The 14,692-nt window shown below is 66.0% G+C and carries 14 protein-coding genes; 8 read left to right on the top strand and 6 right to left on the bottom strand.

Going from position 1 to position 14,692, the window contains the following annotated elements; translation table 11 throughout:
- The first annotated feature begins 169 nt into the window (after positions 1 to 169).
- The 8 genes from MOQ72_RS19280 to MOQ72_RS19245 all read left to right on the top strand — a co-directional run bounded on the left by MOQ72_RS19280 (position 170) and on the right by MOQ72_RS19245 (position 7,179).
- Complete coding sequence (locus MOQ72_RS19280) at positions 170 to 1,231, top strand: WxL protein peptidoglycan domain-containing protein (RefSeq protein ID WP_242185230.1); 1,062 nt, start codon at positions 170 to 172, stop codon at positions 1,229 to 1,231.
- Positions 1,232 to 1,468: 237 nt separating this feature from the next.
- A complete protein-coding gene (locus tag MOQ72_RS19275; RefSeq protein ID WP_242185229.1) occupies positions 1,469 to 1,903 on the top strand; it encodes a MarR family winged helix-turn-helix transcriptional regulator in 435 nt (144 codons plus the stop codon).
- 194 nt (positions 1,904 to 2,097) lie between these two features.
- Complete coding sequence (locus MOQ72_RS19270; protein WP_242185228.1) at positions 2,098 to 3,309, top strand: MFS transporter; 1,212 nt, start codon at positions 2,098 to 2,100, stop codon at positions 3,307 to 3,309.
- A gap of 78 nt (positions 3,310 to 3,387) precedes the next feature.
- Positions 3,388 to 3,801 carry a GlcG/HbpS family heme-binding protein gene (locus MOQ72_RS19265; protein ID WP_242185227.1) on the top strand — a complete coding sequence of 138 codons (414 nt, stop codon included), beginning with the start codon at positions 3,388 to 3,390 and terminating at the stop codon, positions 3,799 to 3,801.
- 91 nt (positions 3,802 to 3,892) lie between these two features.
- Positions 3,893 to 4,903 carry an aldo/keto reductase gene (locus MOQ72_RS19260; protein ID WP_242185226.1) on the top strand — a complete coding sequence of 337 codons (1,011 nt, stop codon included), beginning with the start codon at positions 3,893 to 3,895 and terminating at the stop codon, positions 4,901 to 4,903.
- A 61-nt stretch (positions 4,904 to 4,964) separates the two neighbouring features.
- Positions 4,965 to 5,507 (top strand): VOC family protein, encoded by a 543-nt coding sequence (locus tag MOQ72_RS19255; protein WP_242185225.1) that lies wholly within the window; start codon positions 4,965 to 4,967, stop codon positions 5,505 to 5,507.
- Between the two features lie 330 nt (positions 5,508 to 5,837).
- Positions 5,838 to 6,701, top strand: coding sequence for a radical SAM family protein (locus MOQ72_RS19250; RefSeq protein WP_242185224.1), 864 nt, complete (start codon positions 5,838 to 5,840; stop codon positions 6,699 to 6,701).
- A gap of 22 nt (positions 6,702 to 6,723) precedes the next feature.
- A complete protein-coding gene (locus MOQ72_RS19245) occupies positions 6,724 to 7,179 on the top strand; it encodes a phosphoribosyltransferase (RefSeq protein ID WP_242185222.1) in 456 nt (151 codons plus the stop codon).
- Here MOQ72_RS19245 and MOQ72_RS19240 read toward each other — a convergent pair.
- From MOQ72_RS19240 to MOQ72_RS19215, 6 genes are all read right to left on the bottom strand, one after another.
- A complete protein-coding gene (locus MOQ72_RS19240; protein ID WP_242185221.1) occupies positions 7,152 to 9,533 on the bottom strand; it encodes an ATP-binding protein in 2,382 nt (793 codons plus the stop codon). The two genes, MOQ72_RS19245 and MOQ72_RS19240, sit on opposite strands and share 28 nt — an antisense overlap.
- A gap of 142 nt (positions 9,534 to 9,675) precedes the next feature.
- Positions 9,676 to 11,121 carry a M20/M25/M40 family metallo-hydrolase gene (locus MOQ72_RS19235; protein ID WP_242185219.1) on the bottom strand — a complete coding sequence of 482 codons (1,446 nt, stop codon included), beginning with the start codon at positions 11,119 to 11,121 and terminating at the stop codon, positions 9,676 to 9,678.
- Positions 11,122 to 11,221: 100 nt separating this feature from the next.
- Positions 11,222 to 11,890, bottom strand: coding sequence for a GntR family transcriptional regulator (locus MOQ72_RS19230; protein WP_242185218.1), 669 nt, complete (start codon positions 11,888 to 11,890; stop codon positions 11,222 to 11,224).
- A gap of 50 nt (positions 11,891 to 11,940) precedes the next feature.
- Positions 11,941 to 12,870: a D-2-hydroxyacid dehydrogenase gene (locus tag MOQ72_RS19225; protein WP_242185217.1), complete on the bottom strand. Its 930-nt coding sequence runs from the start codon at positions 12,868 to 12,870 to the stop codon at positions 11,941 to 11,943.
- The gene (locus MOQ72_RS19220; protein ID WP_242185216.1) at positions 12,867 to 13,757 is read right to left on the bottom strand and encodes a carbohydrate ABC transporter permease; all 891 of its coding nucleotides are present in this window, start codon (positions 13,755 to 13,757) and stop codon (positions 12,867 to 12,869) included. The genes MOQ72_RS19225 and MOQ72_RS19220 overlap by 4 nt, the downstream gene beginning before the upstream one ends.
- Positions 13,757 to 14,689, bottom strand: a complete 933-nt coding sequence (locus tag MOQ72_RS19215; protein ID WP_242185215.1) for a carbohydrate ABC transporter permease — start codon at positions 14,687 to 14,689, stop codon at positions 13,757 to 13,759. Before MOQ72_RS19215 ends, MOQ72_RS19220 begins: the two co-directional genes overlap by 1 nt.
- Positions 14,690 to 14,692 lie beyond the last annotated feature (3 nt).

Here is a 14,692-nt window from a genome sequence, read left to right as displayed (position 1 = left end):
GGGGGTTCGCCCATGGGGGTCGGGGTGGGGGGGGGTTGGGGGCCCCCCCGGGGGGGGCCCCCCCCCCCCAACCCCCCGGGGGCCCCCCGGGGGGGGGGGGGGGGGGGGGGGGCCCCCCCCCCCACCGCATGTCTTCCATCCTGTCCCGACAGTTCGAGGATTACGAGAGATGCACCCGTTCAGACCGCGTCCGACCACAGCCGGAACCCCCGTCCACGTCGTTGTCGTTGTGCTGCTGGCTGCGGTCAGCCTCGTCGCAGCGGGCGCCGGATCCGTTGCGGCAGCCCAAGACGACGTGCCCTGGGAGGTGCGGACGGCCGCCAACGAATTCGGGTCCGACCGGAACAACTACAGCTACACCCTCGACCCGGGCGGGCAGCTGGCGGACGGCCTGGTGGTCGTCAACCACGGCACCACGCCGCTCGACCTGGCCGTCTACACCGCCGACGCGTTCACCACCGACGCGGGCCAACTCGATCTCGTCAGAAAGGACGCGACTTCGACCGGCGTGGGTGCATGGGTCCACACCGACCGCGACCACGTCACGATCCAGCCCGGCCAATCCGTCGAGGTGCCGTTCACCGTCGCCCTGCCGGACAACGCCACGCCCGGCGACCACATGGGCGGCATCGTCACCTCGCTGACGCGGCCCGGCGATGGGAATGCGGGCACCGAGCAACGTGTCGGCATCCGGATCCGCCTGCGGGTAGGGGGAGAACTCAAGCCGAACCTGTCGGTCGAAGACCCGCAGGTGCACTACTCGGGCACGCCCAACCCGATCGGGACGGGCGACGCCACCTTCACGTACACGGTCCACAACACCGGCAACGCCATCCTCACGGCTCGGCAAACAGCGTCGATCTCCGGCCCGTTCGGGCTCTGGCGCGTCCCTGCGGAACAGATCGACGACTCGCCGCCGCTGCTGCCGGGCGAAACCTGGAAGGTCTCGGTGCCGGTCCGCGCAGTGACTCCCGCGCTGCGACTGACCGGTACGGTCGCCCTCGTCCCGCTGCTCGCTGACGCGTCTGGCTCGATAGCCCCGCTCCCCGTCATCGAGACCACGACACACGCCTGGGTCAACTCCTGGGTACTGCTGCTCGTAATCGCCCTGTGCGTCGTCGTGGTGGCTCTTGTTGCACGGCGCCGCCGACAAGCCAAGCGGAGCGGGGAAACTCGCGCCCAGGGCGACGACGAGCTGGCGCTGCGCGCCCGGGAGACCGCCGACCAATAGCCGCCGAATCACAGCTGGACCCGGATCGCCCTGCGCGTCCGCACACCTTTCAGTCCACTGTGGATAATTTGGGCCACCGCGGTGTCGTGCTGCGGGTGCAAGTGGATCAGGTGCAGGTCCGATGGCGAAGGCCGACACCGCAAGCGCGCGCAGAGCTAAAGGACGCGGGCGTCCGTGCGTAGTATTAACACGTAGCAAGCGCGGACAACTGTTGCGCGGAAGAGGAAGTGGTGAGTCGTGTCACTCAAGGACGACGCCTTTGCGGCGCGTGCCCAGGGCTGGCGCACGCTCGCCGCACTGCACGCCCGGATCGAGGCGGAACTGGAACGGGTGCTGTCCGCCGAACACGGCCTGTCGGTCTCCGAGTACACCGTGCTGGACGTCCTTTCCCGGCAGGACGGTTTCCACCTGCGCATGCACCAACTCGCCAACGCCGTCGTACTGAGCCAGTCCGCCACCACCAGGCTCGTCAACCGGCTTGAGGACCGCGACCTGCTGCAGCGCTACCTGTGTCCGACCGACCGGCGCGGCATCTACACCGAATTGACGCCGCAGGGGCGCGCCCTGCTCGAATCCAGTCGGCCCACCCATGATCGGGTGATCAACGAGGCGCTGGCCGAGGCTGCCGAGCTGCCCGAACTCAAACCCCTCGTCGAGGCGCTAGGAGCCTGACCAGCGAGCAAGTGTGGTCAGCGGGTGGATCGCGAAGTATTTCTTGAACGATTCCGTCCGCCTGCTCGGCGCGCGCAGCGCCGTACCGTATGGCGCATGCAACATCATCCGGCACTTGCCGATAGACGGCGTGTGCAATTATTGTCGATGCCCGTAAGGTGCTAGTGCAAGCCGCCTACGGAAGGTCGCTCCAAATGCCTCTCGCGCTCCTGGCCCTGGCCATCGGGGCCTTCGGTATCGGCACCACGGAGTTCGTGATCATGGGGTTGCTGCCCGATGTCGCGGCTGACTTCGGTGTCTCAGTGCCCACCGCTGGCCTGCTGGTCACCGGTTACGCCCTCGGCGTCATGCTCGGTGCCCCGATCATGACCGTCGTGGGGACCAAGATTTCCCGCAAGAACATGCTCATGCTCCTGATGGGCCTGTTCATCGTCGGCAACGTCATCTCCGCGATCGCCCCGATGTTCGCCGTCATGCTCATCGGCCGCGTTGTCGCCTCGCTCACCCACGGCGCGTTCTTCGGTATCGGCTCGGTGGTCGCCGCTGAGCTCGTCGCACCGGAGAAGAAGGCGGGCGCGATCTCGATGATGTTCACCGGTCTGACCGCTTCCAACGTCGTCGGTGTGCCGCTGGGCACCTTCGTCGGCCAGAGCGCGGGCTGGCGCACCACCTTCTTCATCGTGGCCGCGCTCGGTGTCGTCGGCCTCGCCGGTATCGCCAGGCTCGTCCCCGACATGCCCAAACCCGAGGGGGTGCGCCTGCGCCACGAGCTGTCCGCGTTCAAGAACGTCCAGGTCCTGCTCGCCATGACGATGACGGTGCTCGGGTTCGGCGGTGTTTTCGCGGCCATCACCTACATCGCGCCGATGATGACCGAGGTCGCTGGCTACGCGGATTCCTCGGTCACCTGGCTGCTGGTCCTGTTCGGCCTCGGCATGGTCGTCGGCAATCTGACCGGTGGGAAGTTCGCCGACCGCAAGCTCATGCCGATGCTTTACACCGCACTGGGCAGCCTTGCCGTCGTGCTCGCGCTCTTCACCGTGGGCGCGCACAACAAGGGGACCGCAGCCGTGGCGGTTTTCCTGGTCGGAGCCCTCGGTTTCGCCACCGTACCGCCGCTGCAGAAACGCGTGCTGGACCAGGCGCACGGTGCTCCCACGTTGGCGTCCGCCGCGAACATCGGTGCCTTCAACCTCGGCAATGCCCTGGCGGCTTGGCTTGGCGGCATCGTCATCGCCGCTGGCTTGGGCTATACCGCGCCCAACTGGGTTGGCGCCGCCCTGGCCGCCTCAGCCCTCGTCTTCGCCGTGATCTCCAGCGCCCTGGAGCGCCGCGCCGCGCCGCGTGCCCCCGTCGAACAAGGCTCGGCCTACGGCGAGCAGCACGCTGAGCCGATCCACCGCTGACTTCCAACGACATCGAGGCGGCACCGCTCGTCGCAACGGTCCCTGTCGATGAAGGAATCATTGAAGGAGGAATCCCTGATGAAAACCACCACCGCCCAGCTGACCATTCAGGACGCTGAGGTCCTCATCGCAGCTGCCCAGCACGCTGCCGATGCCGCCGAGGTACCGGTCAGCGTCACCGTGCTCGACGCCGGAGGGAATCTGCTCGCGTTCCGCCGTGACGACCGGGCGGTCCTCATTTCTGGTGAGACCAGCACCCGCAAGGCTTATACCGCGCTCCAGTTGGATGCCCCGACCGCTGACCTGGTCGATCTGGTCAAGCCCGACGGCCCGTTCCACAGCCTCCCCACGGCGCTCGAACGCCCCCTGTTGTTCATCGCCGGTGGAGTCCCCGTCCACCGAGACGGTCGCCTCATCGGTGCCGTCGGTGTGGGAGGTGGTGCTCCCGAGCAGGACCACGGGTTCGCCACGGCTGCTGCCGCGACCCTCTGAAACAACGGATTGCCGGGCCAGTCAACCGATCCAGAGAGCGTCGACTGGCCGTCGGCCCAACAGCCACGAGCATCTGACCGAGGTTTTCGCCATGAGCATCAAATCACTGCTGCGGGGCCGCATCGGCTTCGGCACCGCCCCGTTGGGCAACATGTTCCGCGCCATTCCCGAAGATGAGGCGGCCGCCACCGTGCAGGCCGCCTGGGACCAGGGCATCCGCTACTTCGACACGGCACCGCTGTACGGCGCTGGCCTCGCGGAGATCCGACTCGGTGACGTCCTGGCTCAGCAGCCACGCGACGAGTTCGTCCTGTCGACCAAGGTCGGTCGGATAATCCTCGACGAGACCGAGGATCCCGCGAGCCGGGCGCTGGGCGAGAAGGGCGCCCTGTTCGAGCACGGTCGCCCCAACAAGATCGTCAACGACTACAGCGCGGATGCCACCCTGCGGTCCATTGAGGACAGCCTCAAGCGGCTCAAGACGGACCGGCTCGACATCGTCTGGGTCCACGACGTCGCCCAGGACTTCTACGGCGACGACTGGGTCGGCGTCTACGACAGCGCTCGTACCGGCGCCTTCCGCGCGCTGACCCGGCTGCGGGATGAAGGCGTCATCAAAGCCTGGGGCCTGGGGGTGAACAAGGTCGAGCCGCTGGAGATGACGCTGGACCTGGACGAGCCGCATCCGGACGCGTTCCTGCTGGCGGGCCGTTACACCCTCCTCGACCACGAGCGCGCACTCCAGCGGCTGCTGCCCGCAGCTGTCGGCCAGGACGTCGACCTCGTCGTCGGCGGCCCCTACAGTTCCGGCATCCTCGCTGGTGGCAGCCACTTCGAATACGCCGAAGCGCCCGCCGAGATCGTCGAGAAGGTCAGCCGCATCAAGAAGGCGGCGCAGGACCACGGCATCGGCATCAAGTCCGCCGCCCTCCAGTTCGTGCTGGCCCACCCGGCCGTCGCCGCGGTCATCCCCGGCGCGACCCGCCCCAGCCGCATCGCCGAAGACCTCGGCGCCCTCGCCGAGAACGTCCCGCCCGCCTTCTGGAAATCCCTGCGCGGCCAGAACATCATCGCCGCCGACGCACCAGTTCCGAACAGCTGATCCGGGTCCCACGAGGACGAGTCAAAGCTTCCGCCATCGCGTCGAAATGGCGGAGATCGGCTTGAACAGGAAGTTCCTGCAGTTCGCCCCAGACAAGAAGGGAATATCCATGGACACCACAACCACTATCGGGCTCACGAAAGCAGCGCACGTCGGCATCTCGGTGTCCGACCTCGACGCCTCGATCGCGTTCTACCGCGCATTGACCGGAGTCGAGCCGGTCGTCGCAGGTGAGACGGCCGACAGCGTGGCGTTCGGACACGCGCAGGGACTGTCCAACGCGCGCCTGCGCTACGCGACCATCAACCTGGAGAACATCGGCATCGACCTCATCCAGTTCCAGGACCCCACCGGCGAACCAACTCGTGGCGCGGCCAACCGCCCCGGTTCGATGCACCTGTGCCTGCACATCGATGACGAAGACTTCGATGCTGTGCACGTCCGCATGAAGGACGCGGGCTACGACTTCCTCGGTGACGACTACACATTCGTCGCTGGCGAAGTAACGCCCGACGCGGCGCTCGGAACCAGGGTCGCCTATTTCAACGACCCGGACGGGACGAACCTCGAAATCATCGCTCCCAAGGGCGGTTTCGCCAACTGAAGGCGCGCTGACAGAGCGGGATCACGAGCGCTCAAGGTGGTGCCTGGCAAGTCGGATCTCTTCACGCACCTCGTATTCCAAGCGGCGCCGAAAAAGGGGCTCAAGGAACCAGCACCACCTTGGGAGCTGATCCACAGCTTCGCCCGTGCGGCGGTCATCATGTTTGTCCACTGCGGAGACCGTGGACTGCTCCGAGAAAGTAGTAATCGCACATTGAAGAATCGGAGCTGGGAGAACGGGTCGCAAGCGCGGTCAGCACCTGCCATACTAGGTTCCACCGGGCGCCAGGAAATCGGTCCAGAACAACTTACTTCGGTAGGACGGGGTGCTATGTTGCGTCTTCGTGCACTGGAAGTGGCCGCCGTTACCCATTGCAATCTGATGTGCGTCGGATGCAATCACTCAAGTCCGGTATCAGAGGTCAGCTTTGCCGACGTAGCAGCAGTCGACCGGGACTTCTCCGGGCTGGCAGAAGTTATCGAGCCCACCTATGTGCGGGTCGTCGGCGGCGAACCGTTGCTCCATCCACGGTTGGATGAGTTGATAGGGGCACTCAGATCGGCGATGCCAACTTCGATCCTCCGTGTTGACACCAACGGTACGAGACTCGGGAAGGTGCCGACTCCGTGGCTCGCTGACATCGATGAGTTGCAAGTGTCGGTGTATCCCGGGGCCGCGGTACTGAACACGACGCTTCGGGAGCTCGCCGCCGAATGCGCCAACGTCGGCACCGCCCTGCTGGTCGCACGCTTCTTCGCCTTCCGGGCGAGCCGGCCGATTCGGCCGTTGGGAACCGCCGAGACGCTACAAGTCTTCGAGACGTGCCAGATGGCCCATGCGAATAGCTGTCACGTCGTCCAGGACGGGTATGTCTACCTCTGCCCGCCGTCGGCACCATCCGCCATCGGGCGGCACCAGGATCCTTCCTGTCCCATCGAACCGCGGAGCACGCTGGAGATTCGGCTGAGTGAATTTTTGAACCGCGATGAGCCACTTACCAAGTGCCAAGATTGCCTTGGTACGGTCGGCACGCCCATTCCGCATACCATGGCTTCCCGCAAGACATGGGTCGAACTGAGTTCACGCGGGGAGATTGACTATGCTCACATGAGTGCCCTGCGGCAGGATCCGCATTCCGACAACTTCTGCTCGGTCGGCGAGGTCTGGTCGCGGGGTGCCCGCGATCTCGCCTGAGCCGATCGGCGAGGTTCGCCTGTTGACCGATGTATCGGAAGGACGGCTGACCGTGCAACAACTCTCGTGGTGCGACGTCGAGACGCTCACCTCGGCACTCGCTGACACCGTCAAAGCGACCGACATCGGGTTTGACCACATCGTGGCCGTTTCCCGTGGCGGTTTCGTCCCGGCCCGCCTGCTGGCCAGCGCTTTGCGGGTGTCACGCTTGGGCAGCATCGGCGTCCGGTACTCAGACGCCCAGCGGAAGACGCCGGAGATCGTCGCGTCGGCCAGCGGTCTGCGCCCCTCCGACAAGGTTCTGCTCGTCGAGGATGCCATCGAGAGCGGCCGAAGCCTGATGCATGCTGCCGAGGCCATCCAGCCCCAGGTGGAACTGTTGAAGACCGCGGCGTACTTCCGGCAGCCCACGTCCATTCCGGACCTGGACTTCGTGGTCGAGGAACGCGTTCAGCTTCCGCGCTTCCCGTGGGAATGACCTAGCGCGGACTTGGCGGCCTCCACGCGTGGCATCAGATCGTTCAAGATGTTCGAATTCTTCCGTTCCTTGACAACGGAAAGCGCTTGGTTCCAGGACGCCAGTGCCTCGGCGGGTTTTCGCAGGAGCCATTGCGCCTTGCCCATCTCGATCATCGCCATCGCCTTCCACCACCGGTCCGAGACTCGATCCAGTACGGGTATCGCCGTGCCCAGCGCGCCCATGGCGCTGTGGCCATCGCCGGAGTCGGCGTGGGCGCGGGCCAGGTGCACCAGTGCGACGGCTGCCCGCCGTTGGTCACCAAGGCGTCTCATCGTCGCCAGGCTGGCATCCAGTTGAGCAATAGCTGTCGCGTAGTCTTCAAGATCTCGGTGTACGTCCCCGATCCAGATGCCGGCATTCGCCTCCCACCAGTCGTCCCCGTGGCGCCGGAAGATCGGCATGCACAGGTCGAATTCCCGCAGTGACCGGTGGGATTCCAATTTCAGGTGGTAGATGTCCGCGAGGTTCGCGGTCACGTACGCCCACGCGTGGTCGTCCGAGATCTCGGCGTAGATGGCGCGTGCCTGTTCGAAGAACGGGATTGTCGCGTCGTGAGTGCCGAGCTGATGGACCTTTCCAATCGCGCAGAGGCATGCCGCCTCGATCGACCGAAGTCCGTGTTGGTTGGCGAGCGCATGAGCTTGTTCGAACTCCGACATCGAGTCCGACCACGCGCCCAGGAGGTGGTGGACCCGGCCGAGTTGGAACAGGAACAGGCTGTGTGCGGCGGCGTCGTCGAGTGCGGAAGCGGCGGACATCCCGCACTTGGCGAGCGACTCCCACTCCCGCCAGTACGAGCGTTCCTCGCAGAAGGCGCTGAGCGAGAATGCCAGTGTGGTGACGTGCTCCAGATGTCCGTCGAGCAGCATCTGGTTGGTGATCAGGAGCAAACTCGGGAGTTCCGTCTCGCACCAAAGCGTCGCCTTCGCGGTGGAGTCCAACGCAACGGCCGACGGCTGTTGATCGTCGGGCAGCCGCAGCGCCGGAAAGATGTTGTGCCGAGGAGCGCCGTGCCGGATCCACGAGTCGGCGGCCCGAGCGGTGGCGGCGTATGCGCCGCCGACCTTCTCCAACGTCGCGGCGGTCACCGCCGCGCTGTCGGGACGTGCTGCCAGCTTTTCCTGGGAGAACTCGCGAAGCAGGTCGTGGTATCCGTAGCGGCTGCTGCCGATCGGGTCCGGCCCGAGGAATTCGGCCAACTCCTGCTCCAGCAGTTCGCCGTGACTCGTGCGGGTCGCGTGCAGCTCATCGGTGTCGAGCAACTCGAAGATCCAGTCAGGAAAGGTTTTGATATTGAGCGCCCCGAGCGACGCGAACAACAGGCTCGCCTGCTCTGAAAGCGCGACGTAACTGATCTCCAGCGTCGACCGGATGGCGCGTTTTCCGTTGGACAGCTCCGGCAGCAAGGTCTGCTGCTTCAACAAACGCTGCACCAACTCGTGCACCGACCAGTGCGTGTTGGCCGCCAACCGTGCCCCAAGGATCCTGATCGCGAGCGGGAGGTACGATGCCAGCTCAACCAGCTTCTTGGTCGCATCCGCTTCACGGTCGATGCGCTCCCGGCCCACGATCTCGCGCAGCAGCTCGATGGATTCGTCTTGCGCCATGACGTCCAGGCGCAGCCTGGTGATTCCGTCGACTGCGGCCAGCCGCGCCCGACTCGTGATGAGCACGACGCTTGTTGACTCGCCGGGAAGCAACGGCTGCACCTGGGCCTCGGACTGGGCGTTGTCCAGCAGGATGAGTATGTGGCGTCGACCGAGGATCGAGCGGAACAGACGTGACCTGTCGTCGAGTGAGATCGGCACGGCATCCGGGGCCACACCCAGCTCGCGCAGCAGTGCCCCCAGCACTTCGTACGGGTCGAGCGCTTCGGCTTCCGGCCCGCGGAGATTGACGTAGATCTGACCATCGGGAAACGAATACGCCACTTGATGGGCGACATGTATCGCCAGCGCGGTCTTCCCGATGCCGCCCTGCCCTGAGATGGCGGTCACCAGCACAGCTTTCCCGCTTTTCGGTGCCCGAACGAGAGTGCGGGATAGCAAACCCACCTCGTGGCTTCGGCCGGTGAAGTCCAGCAAATCTCTGGGTAGTTGGTTCAGCGTCGGCCGCCGCGACGAGGCGTTCATGGCGGTGCCGCGGGCCTCCAACGACAGCACGACCTGGATCGAGGTCAACAGTCCGACGACCAACGCCGCGACGACTCCCAATACGATTCGGGTCTCCGTCGAGAGCGCGTCGGATTCCGAGAACAGCGACAGGTATGCTCCGGCACCGGCGAAGACAGCGATCGCGACGAAGCGCAGCACCTGGGCGGAACGCCTCCTGGAGGTCGCTCCGGATCGCGCCGCAAGCCGCCGCAGAAAGGCCGGTAGCTTCATACGAACTCCATCCATCACTGTGTGGACCATGCGGCAGCGTGACCATACCGACGTGGTGCGCCTACCGGTGTCAGTCTCGTAGTGGGACGGGGAAGGCCACCGGGCTGCGGTGGCCGTCGGCGTCGATGGCGCGGACGCCGAAGAAGACATTGTCCTTGGACAGGTCGACGATCGCCGTCGTGGTGTCGCCGACGTCGATGCTGTGCGTCCAGTCCGGGGCGGTGGTCTCGCGCCACACCACTTCATACCCGGCCAGGTCCGGTTCCGGCCCGCGCTCCCACACCAGTTCCGTGTCGTTGGTGAGCTGCGAGGTGCGCACCGCGACATCGGTCGGCGCGCCTGGTCCCTGGGCCAGCGACCAGATCGCGGCCAGGTTCACCTTGGCGACCCGGGCGATGAAACCGAAATCGCAGAACTCCGGCAAGTCCCCGTAGCGGACGCCGTCCTCTTCGCGGACGTCTTGGTGCTGGTGCCGGAAGTCTTCGTTCGGCTCGGTGAAACGCGCTGCCGGGTAACCCTTTTCGAGGAACGGGATGTGGTCGCCGCCGCGCAGGAACCGGTCCCGGCGGTAGATGACGCGCACCTGCATCCCGGTGGCGTCGCCTGCGGCCACGTCGGTGACAAACCTGGCCAGCTGTCGGGAAGGCGAGTCGTTCTCCCCGCCGACGGACCGCCGGATCTCCCCTTGCTCGGGTGTTTCCGCGGTGGGCACGCCCTCGGCGAACAGCCGGATCGTCCGCGGGTCCTCGGTACCATCGTCAGCCCGGCTGGACCCCACGATGTCGTCGGTGAACATCGCCCGCACGTCCGCGCCTGCGGCGGCGAACTGCTCGGCCATGTGCTGCGCGCCGTAGAGGCCCTGTTCCTCAGCGGCCACCGCCGCGAGCACGACGGTGGACTCCAGCGGGGTGCTGGACAGCAGCCGGGCGAGCTCCAGCACGACCGCCACACCCGAGGCGTCGTCGTCGGCCCCAGGGGCGTCGCTGACCGCGTCCATCACGTCGGAGGCCCGCGAGTCGTAGTGCCCGCTGACCACGTGCACGCGCTCGGGTTGGGCGGTGCCGCGAATCGTGGCCACCACGTTGGTGATCCGCGTCGTGACCGGGATCCGGTCGGCTGGCTCCTGGTCGTAGGACTGCAGCTCGACGGTCATCCGCCCCTGCGACTGCTCGGCGTAGGACTGCATCTCCGCGTGAAGCCAGTCGCGGGCAGCGCCGATGCCCCGCTGCGGATCGTCCTGACTGGACAGCGTGTGCCGGGTCCCGAAGCTCGCCAGCTTGCGCACCACGTCCTCGATGCGTTGCTCGTCGATCTCGGCGAGCAACGCGCGCAGCTGCGCATCCGGCCGCTGTGCTGCGATCGGCTTACCGGGCGGCAGCTGCCCGTTCGCGGTGGGACGCAGGTCAGCGGCCTGGGCGGTGCCGGACAACGCGACGGCACCGGCGATCCCGGCGGAGGCGGAGAGGAACGCGCGACGACTGTGCCCTGCGGATGTGCGACCGCGTGAGGAATCCATGAACAAATTTCTACGCGCCTGGAAGCAACCGAAGAAGTCACCGAACGGCCCAGAACGTACCCCCGCTCGGGTCGCTCAGGAGAGAATCACGGGGCAGGGGTCAGTCCTTGGACTCGAAGAGCTTCATGAGTCGTTTTTCGGCTTGGCCCAGGTGGTGGTCGAGGTGTTTGGCGGCTTTCTCGGGGTCTCCGGCTTCGATCGCTCGGAGGATTGCCGCGTGCTCTTTGGCCACGCTCGTCGGGTTCACCGTGCGGTGCGCCTTGTACTGGCCCATCGTCAGGTGCACTTCGCCCAGGATCAGTTCGTGCATGCGGGACAGGCGACGGCTGCCTACCGCGGCCACCAGCGCCGAGTGGAAGGCGATGTCCGCCTCTACCTGATCCTCGAACAATCGGTCGCGGGTGGCGTATTCGATCGCGGTCTGGGCGCGTTTGGCCTGGGCGGGCACTTCGCCGGTGCGGGCGAGCGAGGATACCGCCGCGCGTTCGATCGTCGCGCGGCTGAAGAACAGGTCGCGGATCTCGCTCTGGTCGAGGGTCGGGACGACTGCCGTCTTGTGGGCGGTGCGCCGGAGCAGGCCGAGTGCGGTCAGGCGCTCCAGGACTGCTTTCGCGGTGGGGCGGGCCACTTTGTACTCGGTGGCCAGCCGCATCTCGGTCAGCTTGGTTCCTTGCGGGATTTCGCCGTTCACGATCCGCTTGCGGACAGACTCGTACAGGGCCTCGGTGAGCGAGGCCGGGCCGAGTTCGAGGCTCACGTCATTGGTCACGGCAGTACCCTTCCTTGGTAAGACAAGTGTACTGGCCATCCGAGCTGCGCTCAGTAACCGGCCGCCTTGTCGACCACGTTGCGAAGGGGCTCTCCGGCGACGAACCGCCGCAGGTTGTCTGCCGCGATCTCCGCACCGCGCCGCGCTGTCTCCCGAGTGGTGGCGGCGTTGTGCGGTGTGATGATGACATTCGGCAGGTGCCAGAAGGGGCTGTCCGAGGGCAAGGGTTCGACTTCGTGCGCGTCGAGGCCCGCGCCAGCGATGTCGCCACGGCGCAGGGCGTCCAACAGCGCGTCCTCGACCGCGATGCCGCCGCGCGAGATGCAGATGAAGAACGCCGTCGGCTTCATCGCGGCGAACGCCTCCGCATCGAAGCCCCCGGCCGTCTGTTGCGTGAAAGGCGCGGTCACTACGACGAAATCCGACGCGGCCAGGAACTCCGCGAACGCTTCAGGGCCGTACACCCGGTCGACCTGTGGCGCGACCAGGTCGGCGCGGCGCCGGAGGCCGAGGACCCGCATGTGGAACGCTTTCGCTTTGGCTGCGAGATCGAGTCCGGAGTTGCCGAGGCCGTAGATACCAACAGTGCGGCCAGCCAGTTCGCCGTGCACGAAGCGATCCCACCTGGCGTCGGCCTGCGCCCGCAGCCACCGGGTCGCGTCGCGGTTGAGCATCAGCATCAGCATCATGGCGTGTTCCGCCAACGGGACGGCGCCGTTACCAGCTGACGAGGTGAGCACCACCTGGCTCGCCAGCATCTCGTTGGTCAGATCCGCGTCGACGCCAGCGGCAGGACTGTGCACCCAGCGCAGTCTCGGGGCCTGGGCGAGAACCTGCGGTGGCACCCGCCCGATCACCGCATCCATCGAGTGCCACACATCGGCTGCGTCCGCGAGGTCGGTGACGAAGCGCAGTTCGGCTCCGGGAGCTGCGGCGCGCAGCGGCTCGGGCGAGTGGTCGCCCACGACTACGACGATCATTTCAACCCCGTTGTGGCGATGCCGCGGATCAGGTACTTCTGCGCGACCGTGAAGAAGATCAGGACTGGCACCAGCGACAGCAGCGACATCGCGAAGAGCATGCCGACGCCACCTTGGCCGCTGTCGGAGTCGACCATCGAGCTCAACGCTACCGGCACCGTGTAGACCTCGGGCCGGGTCAGGTAGATCAGCGGCACGAAGAAGTCGTTCCACGTCCAGATGAACGTGAAGATCGTGGTCGTCACCAGGGCCGGGTGCATCAGCGGGAGGATCACGTGCCAGAACGTGCGGAACGGGCCAGCGCCGTCGATCCACGCGGCTTGGTCCAACTCGCGGGGGAGCGTGCGGATGAACTGCACCATCAGGAAGACGAAGAAGGCGTCGGTGCCGAGGAACTTCGGGATCAGCAACGGCCAGTACGTGTTCACCATGCCCAGCTGGGAGAAGAAGATGTACTGCGGGATGACCAGCACGTGCAGCGGCAGCATGACCGAGACGAGCGTGATCGCGAAGTACACCCGGCGCATCCGGAACTGCAGGCGGGCCAGCGCGTAGGCGGTCAGCGAGCAGGAGAACAGGTTGCCCGCGATCGAGCCGACGGTGACCACCAGCGAGTTGAGGAAGAACACCGAGAACGGCTGGTTGAGCGCGTACCAACCCTCCTTGAAGTTCTCGAAGGTCACTTCGCTGGGAATGATGCCGGGGTCGGTGAGGATCTCGTTGGCCGGTTTGAGCGAGCTGACCACCATCCACACCAGCGGGTAGATCATCAACGCCACGAAGACGCACAGACCGGTGTGCTTGAGCACGGACCGGATCTGCCGACGGGCGATCGGTGGGCGGCGGTTCGCGAGCACGACCTGCGGGGACGCGGAGTTGGTGGTCATCAGTTGTCTCCGTAGAAGACCCAGTACTTCGACAACAGGAAGTGAACCGCCGTGATGGCGGCGATCGCGGCCAACAGCACCCACGCGAGCGCCGACGCGTAGCCCATGTCGTAGCTGACGAAACCCTGCTGGTAGACGTACAGCGTGTAGAACAACGTGGAGTTGGCCGGGCCGCCGGTGCCGTCGCTGACCACGTGGGCCTGGGTGAAGGTCTGGAAGGCACCGATCGTCTGCAGGATGAGGTTGAAGAACACGATCGGCGTCAGCAGCGGCAGGGTCACGTGCCAGAACTGGCGCACGACGTTCGCGCCGTCGACCCTCGCCGCCTCGTACAGCTCGCCCGGGATCTGCCGCAGGCCCGCTAGGAAGATCACCATCGGTGAGCCGAAGGTCCACGTGTTCAGCACGATCAGGGTGAGCAGCGCGGTCTTCGGGTTCTGCAGCATGCTCCCGGTATCGATGCCCAACAATCCGAGCGCCTGCGGGATGAGCCCTTGGTCGCCGAAGATCACCCGCCACAGGATCGCGATCGCGACGCTCGTGCCCAACAAGGAGGGCAGGTAGAACGCGCTGCGGTAGAGGGCGAGGCCGCGCAGCCCCCGGTCGAGGATCAGCGCGAGCAGCAGTGCGAACGCCAGCTGGAGCGGTACGGATACCAGCACGTAGACGAGCGTTACCCGCACCGACGCCCAGAACTGCTCGTCGCCTGCCATGCGCCGGAAGTTCTCCAGCCCGGTCCACTCTGGAGAGTCGAGGATGTTGTAGTTCGTGAACGCGAGGTAGAGCGAGGCCAGCAGCGGGATCGCGGTCACGAGCAGGAATCCCAGCAGCCACGGGGTGAGGAAGACGTGCGCGGCCTTGCCCTGGCGGTTCATGTGGAACGCGCGTCGGCGCGGATTCGCCTGTTGGTCCTGGGCGGCGCCTCGGGTCATGAC

Origin of the sequence: Saccharopolyspora soli (genome assembly GCF_022678645.1) — a bacterium.
Taxonomy (GTDB): Bacteria; Actinomycetota; Actinomycetes; order Mycobacteriales; family Pseudonocardiaceae; genus Saccharopolyspora; species Saccharopolyspora soli.
The sequence above is the reverse complement of the archived record's forward strand: the minus strand, read 5'-3'. Positions and strand labels throughout refer to the sequence as shown.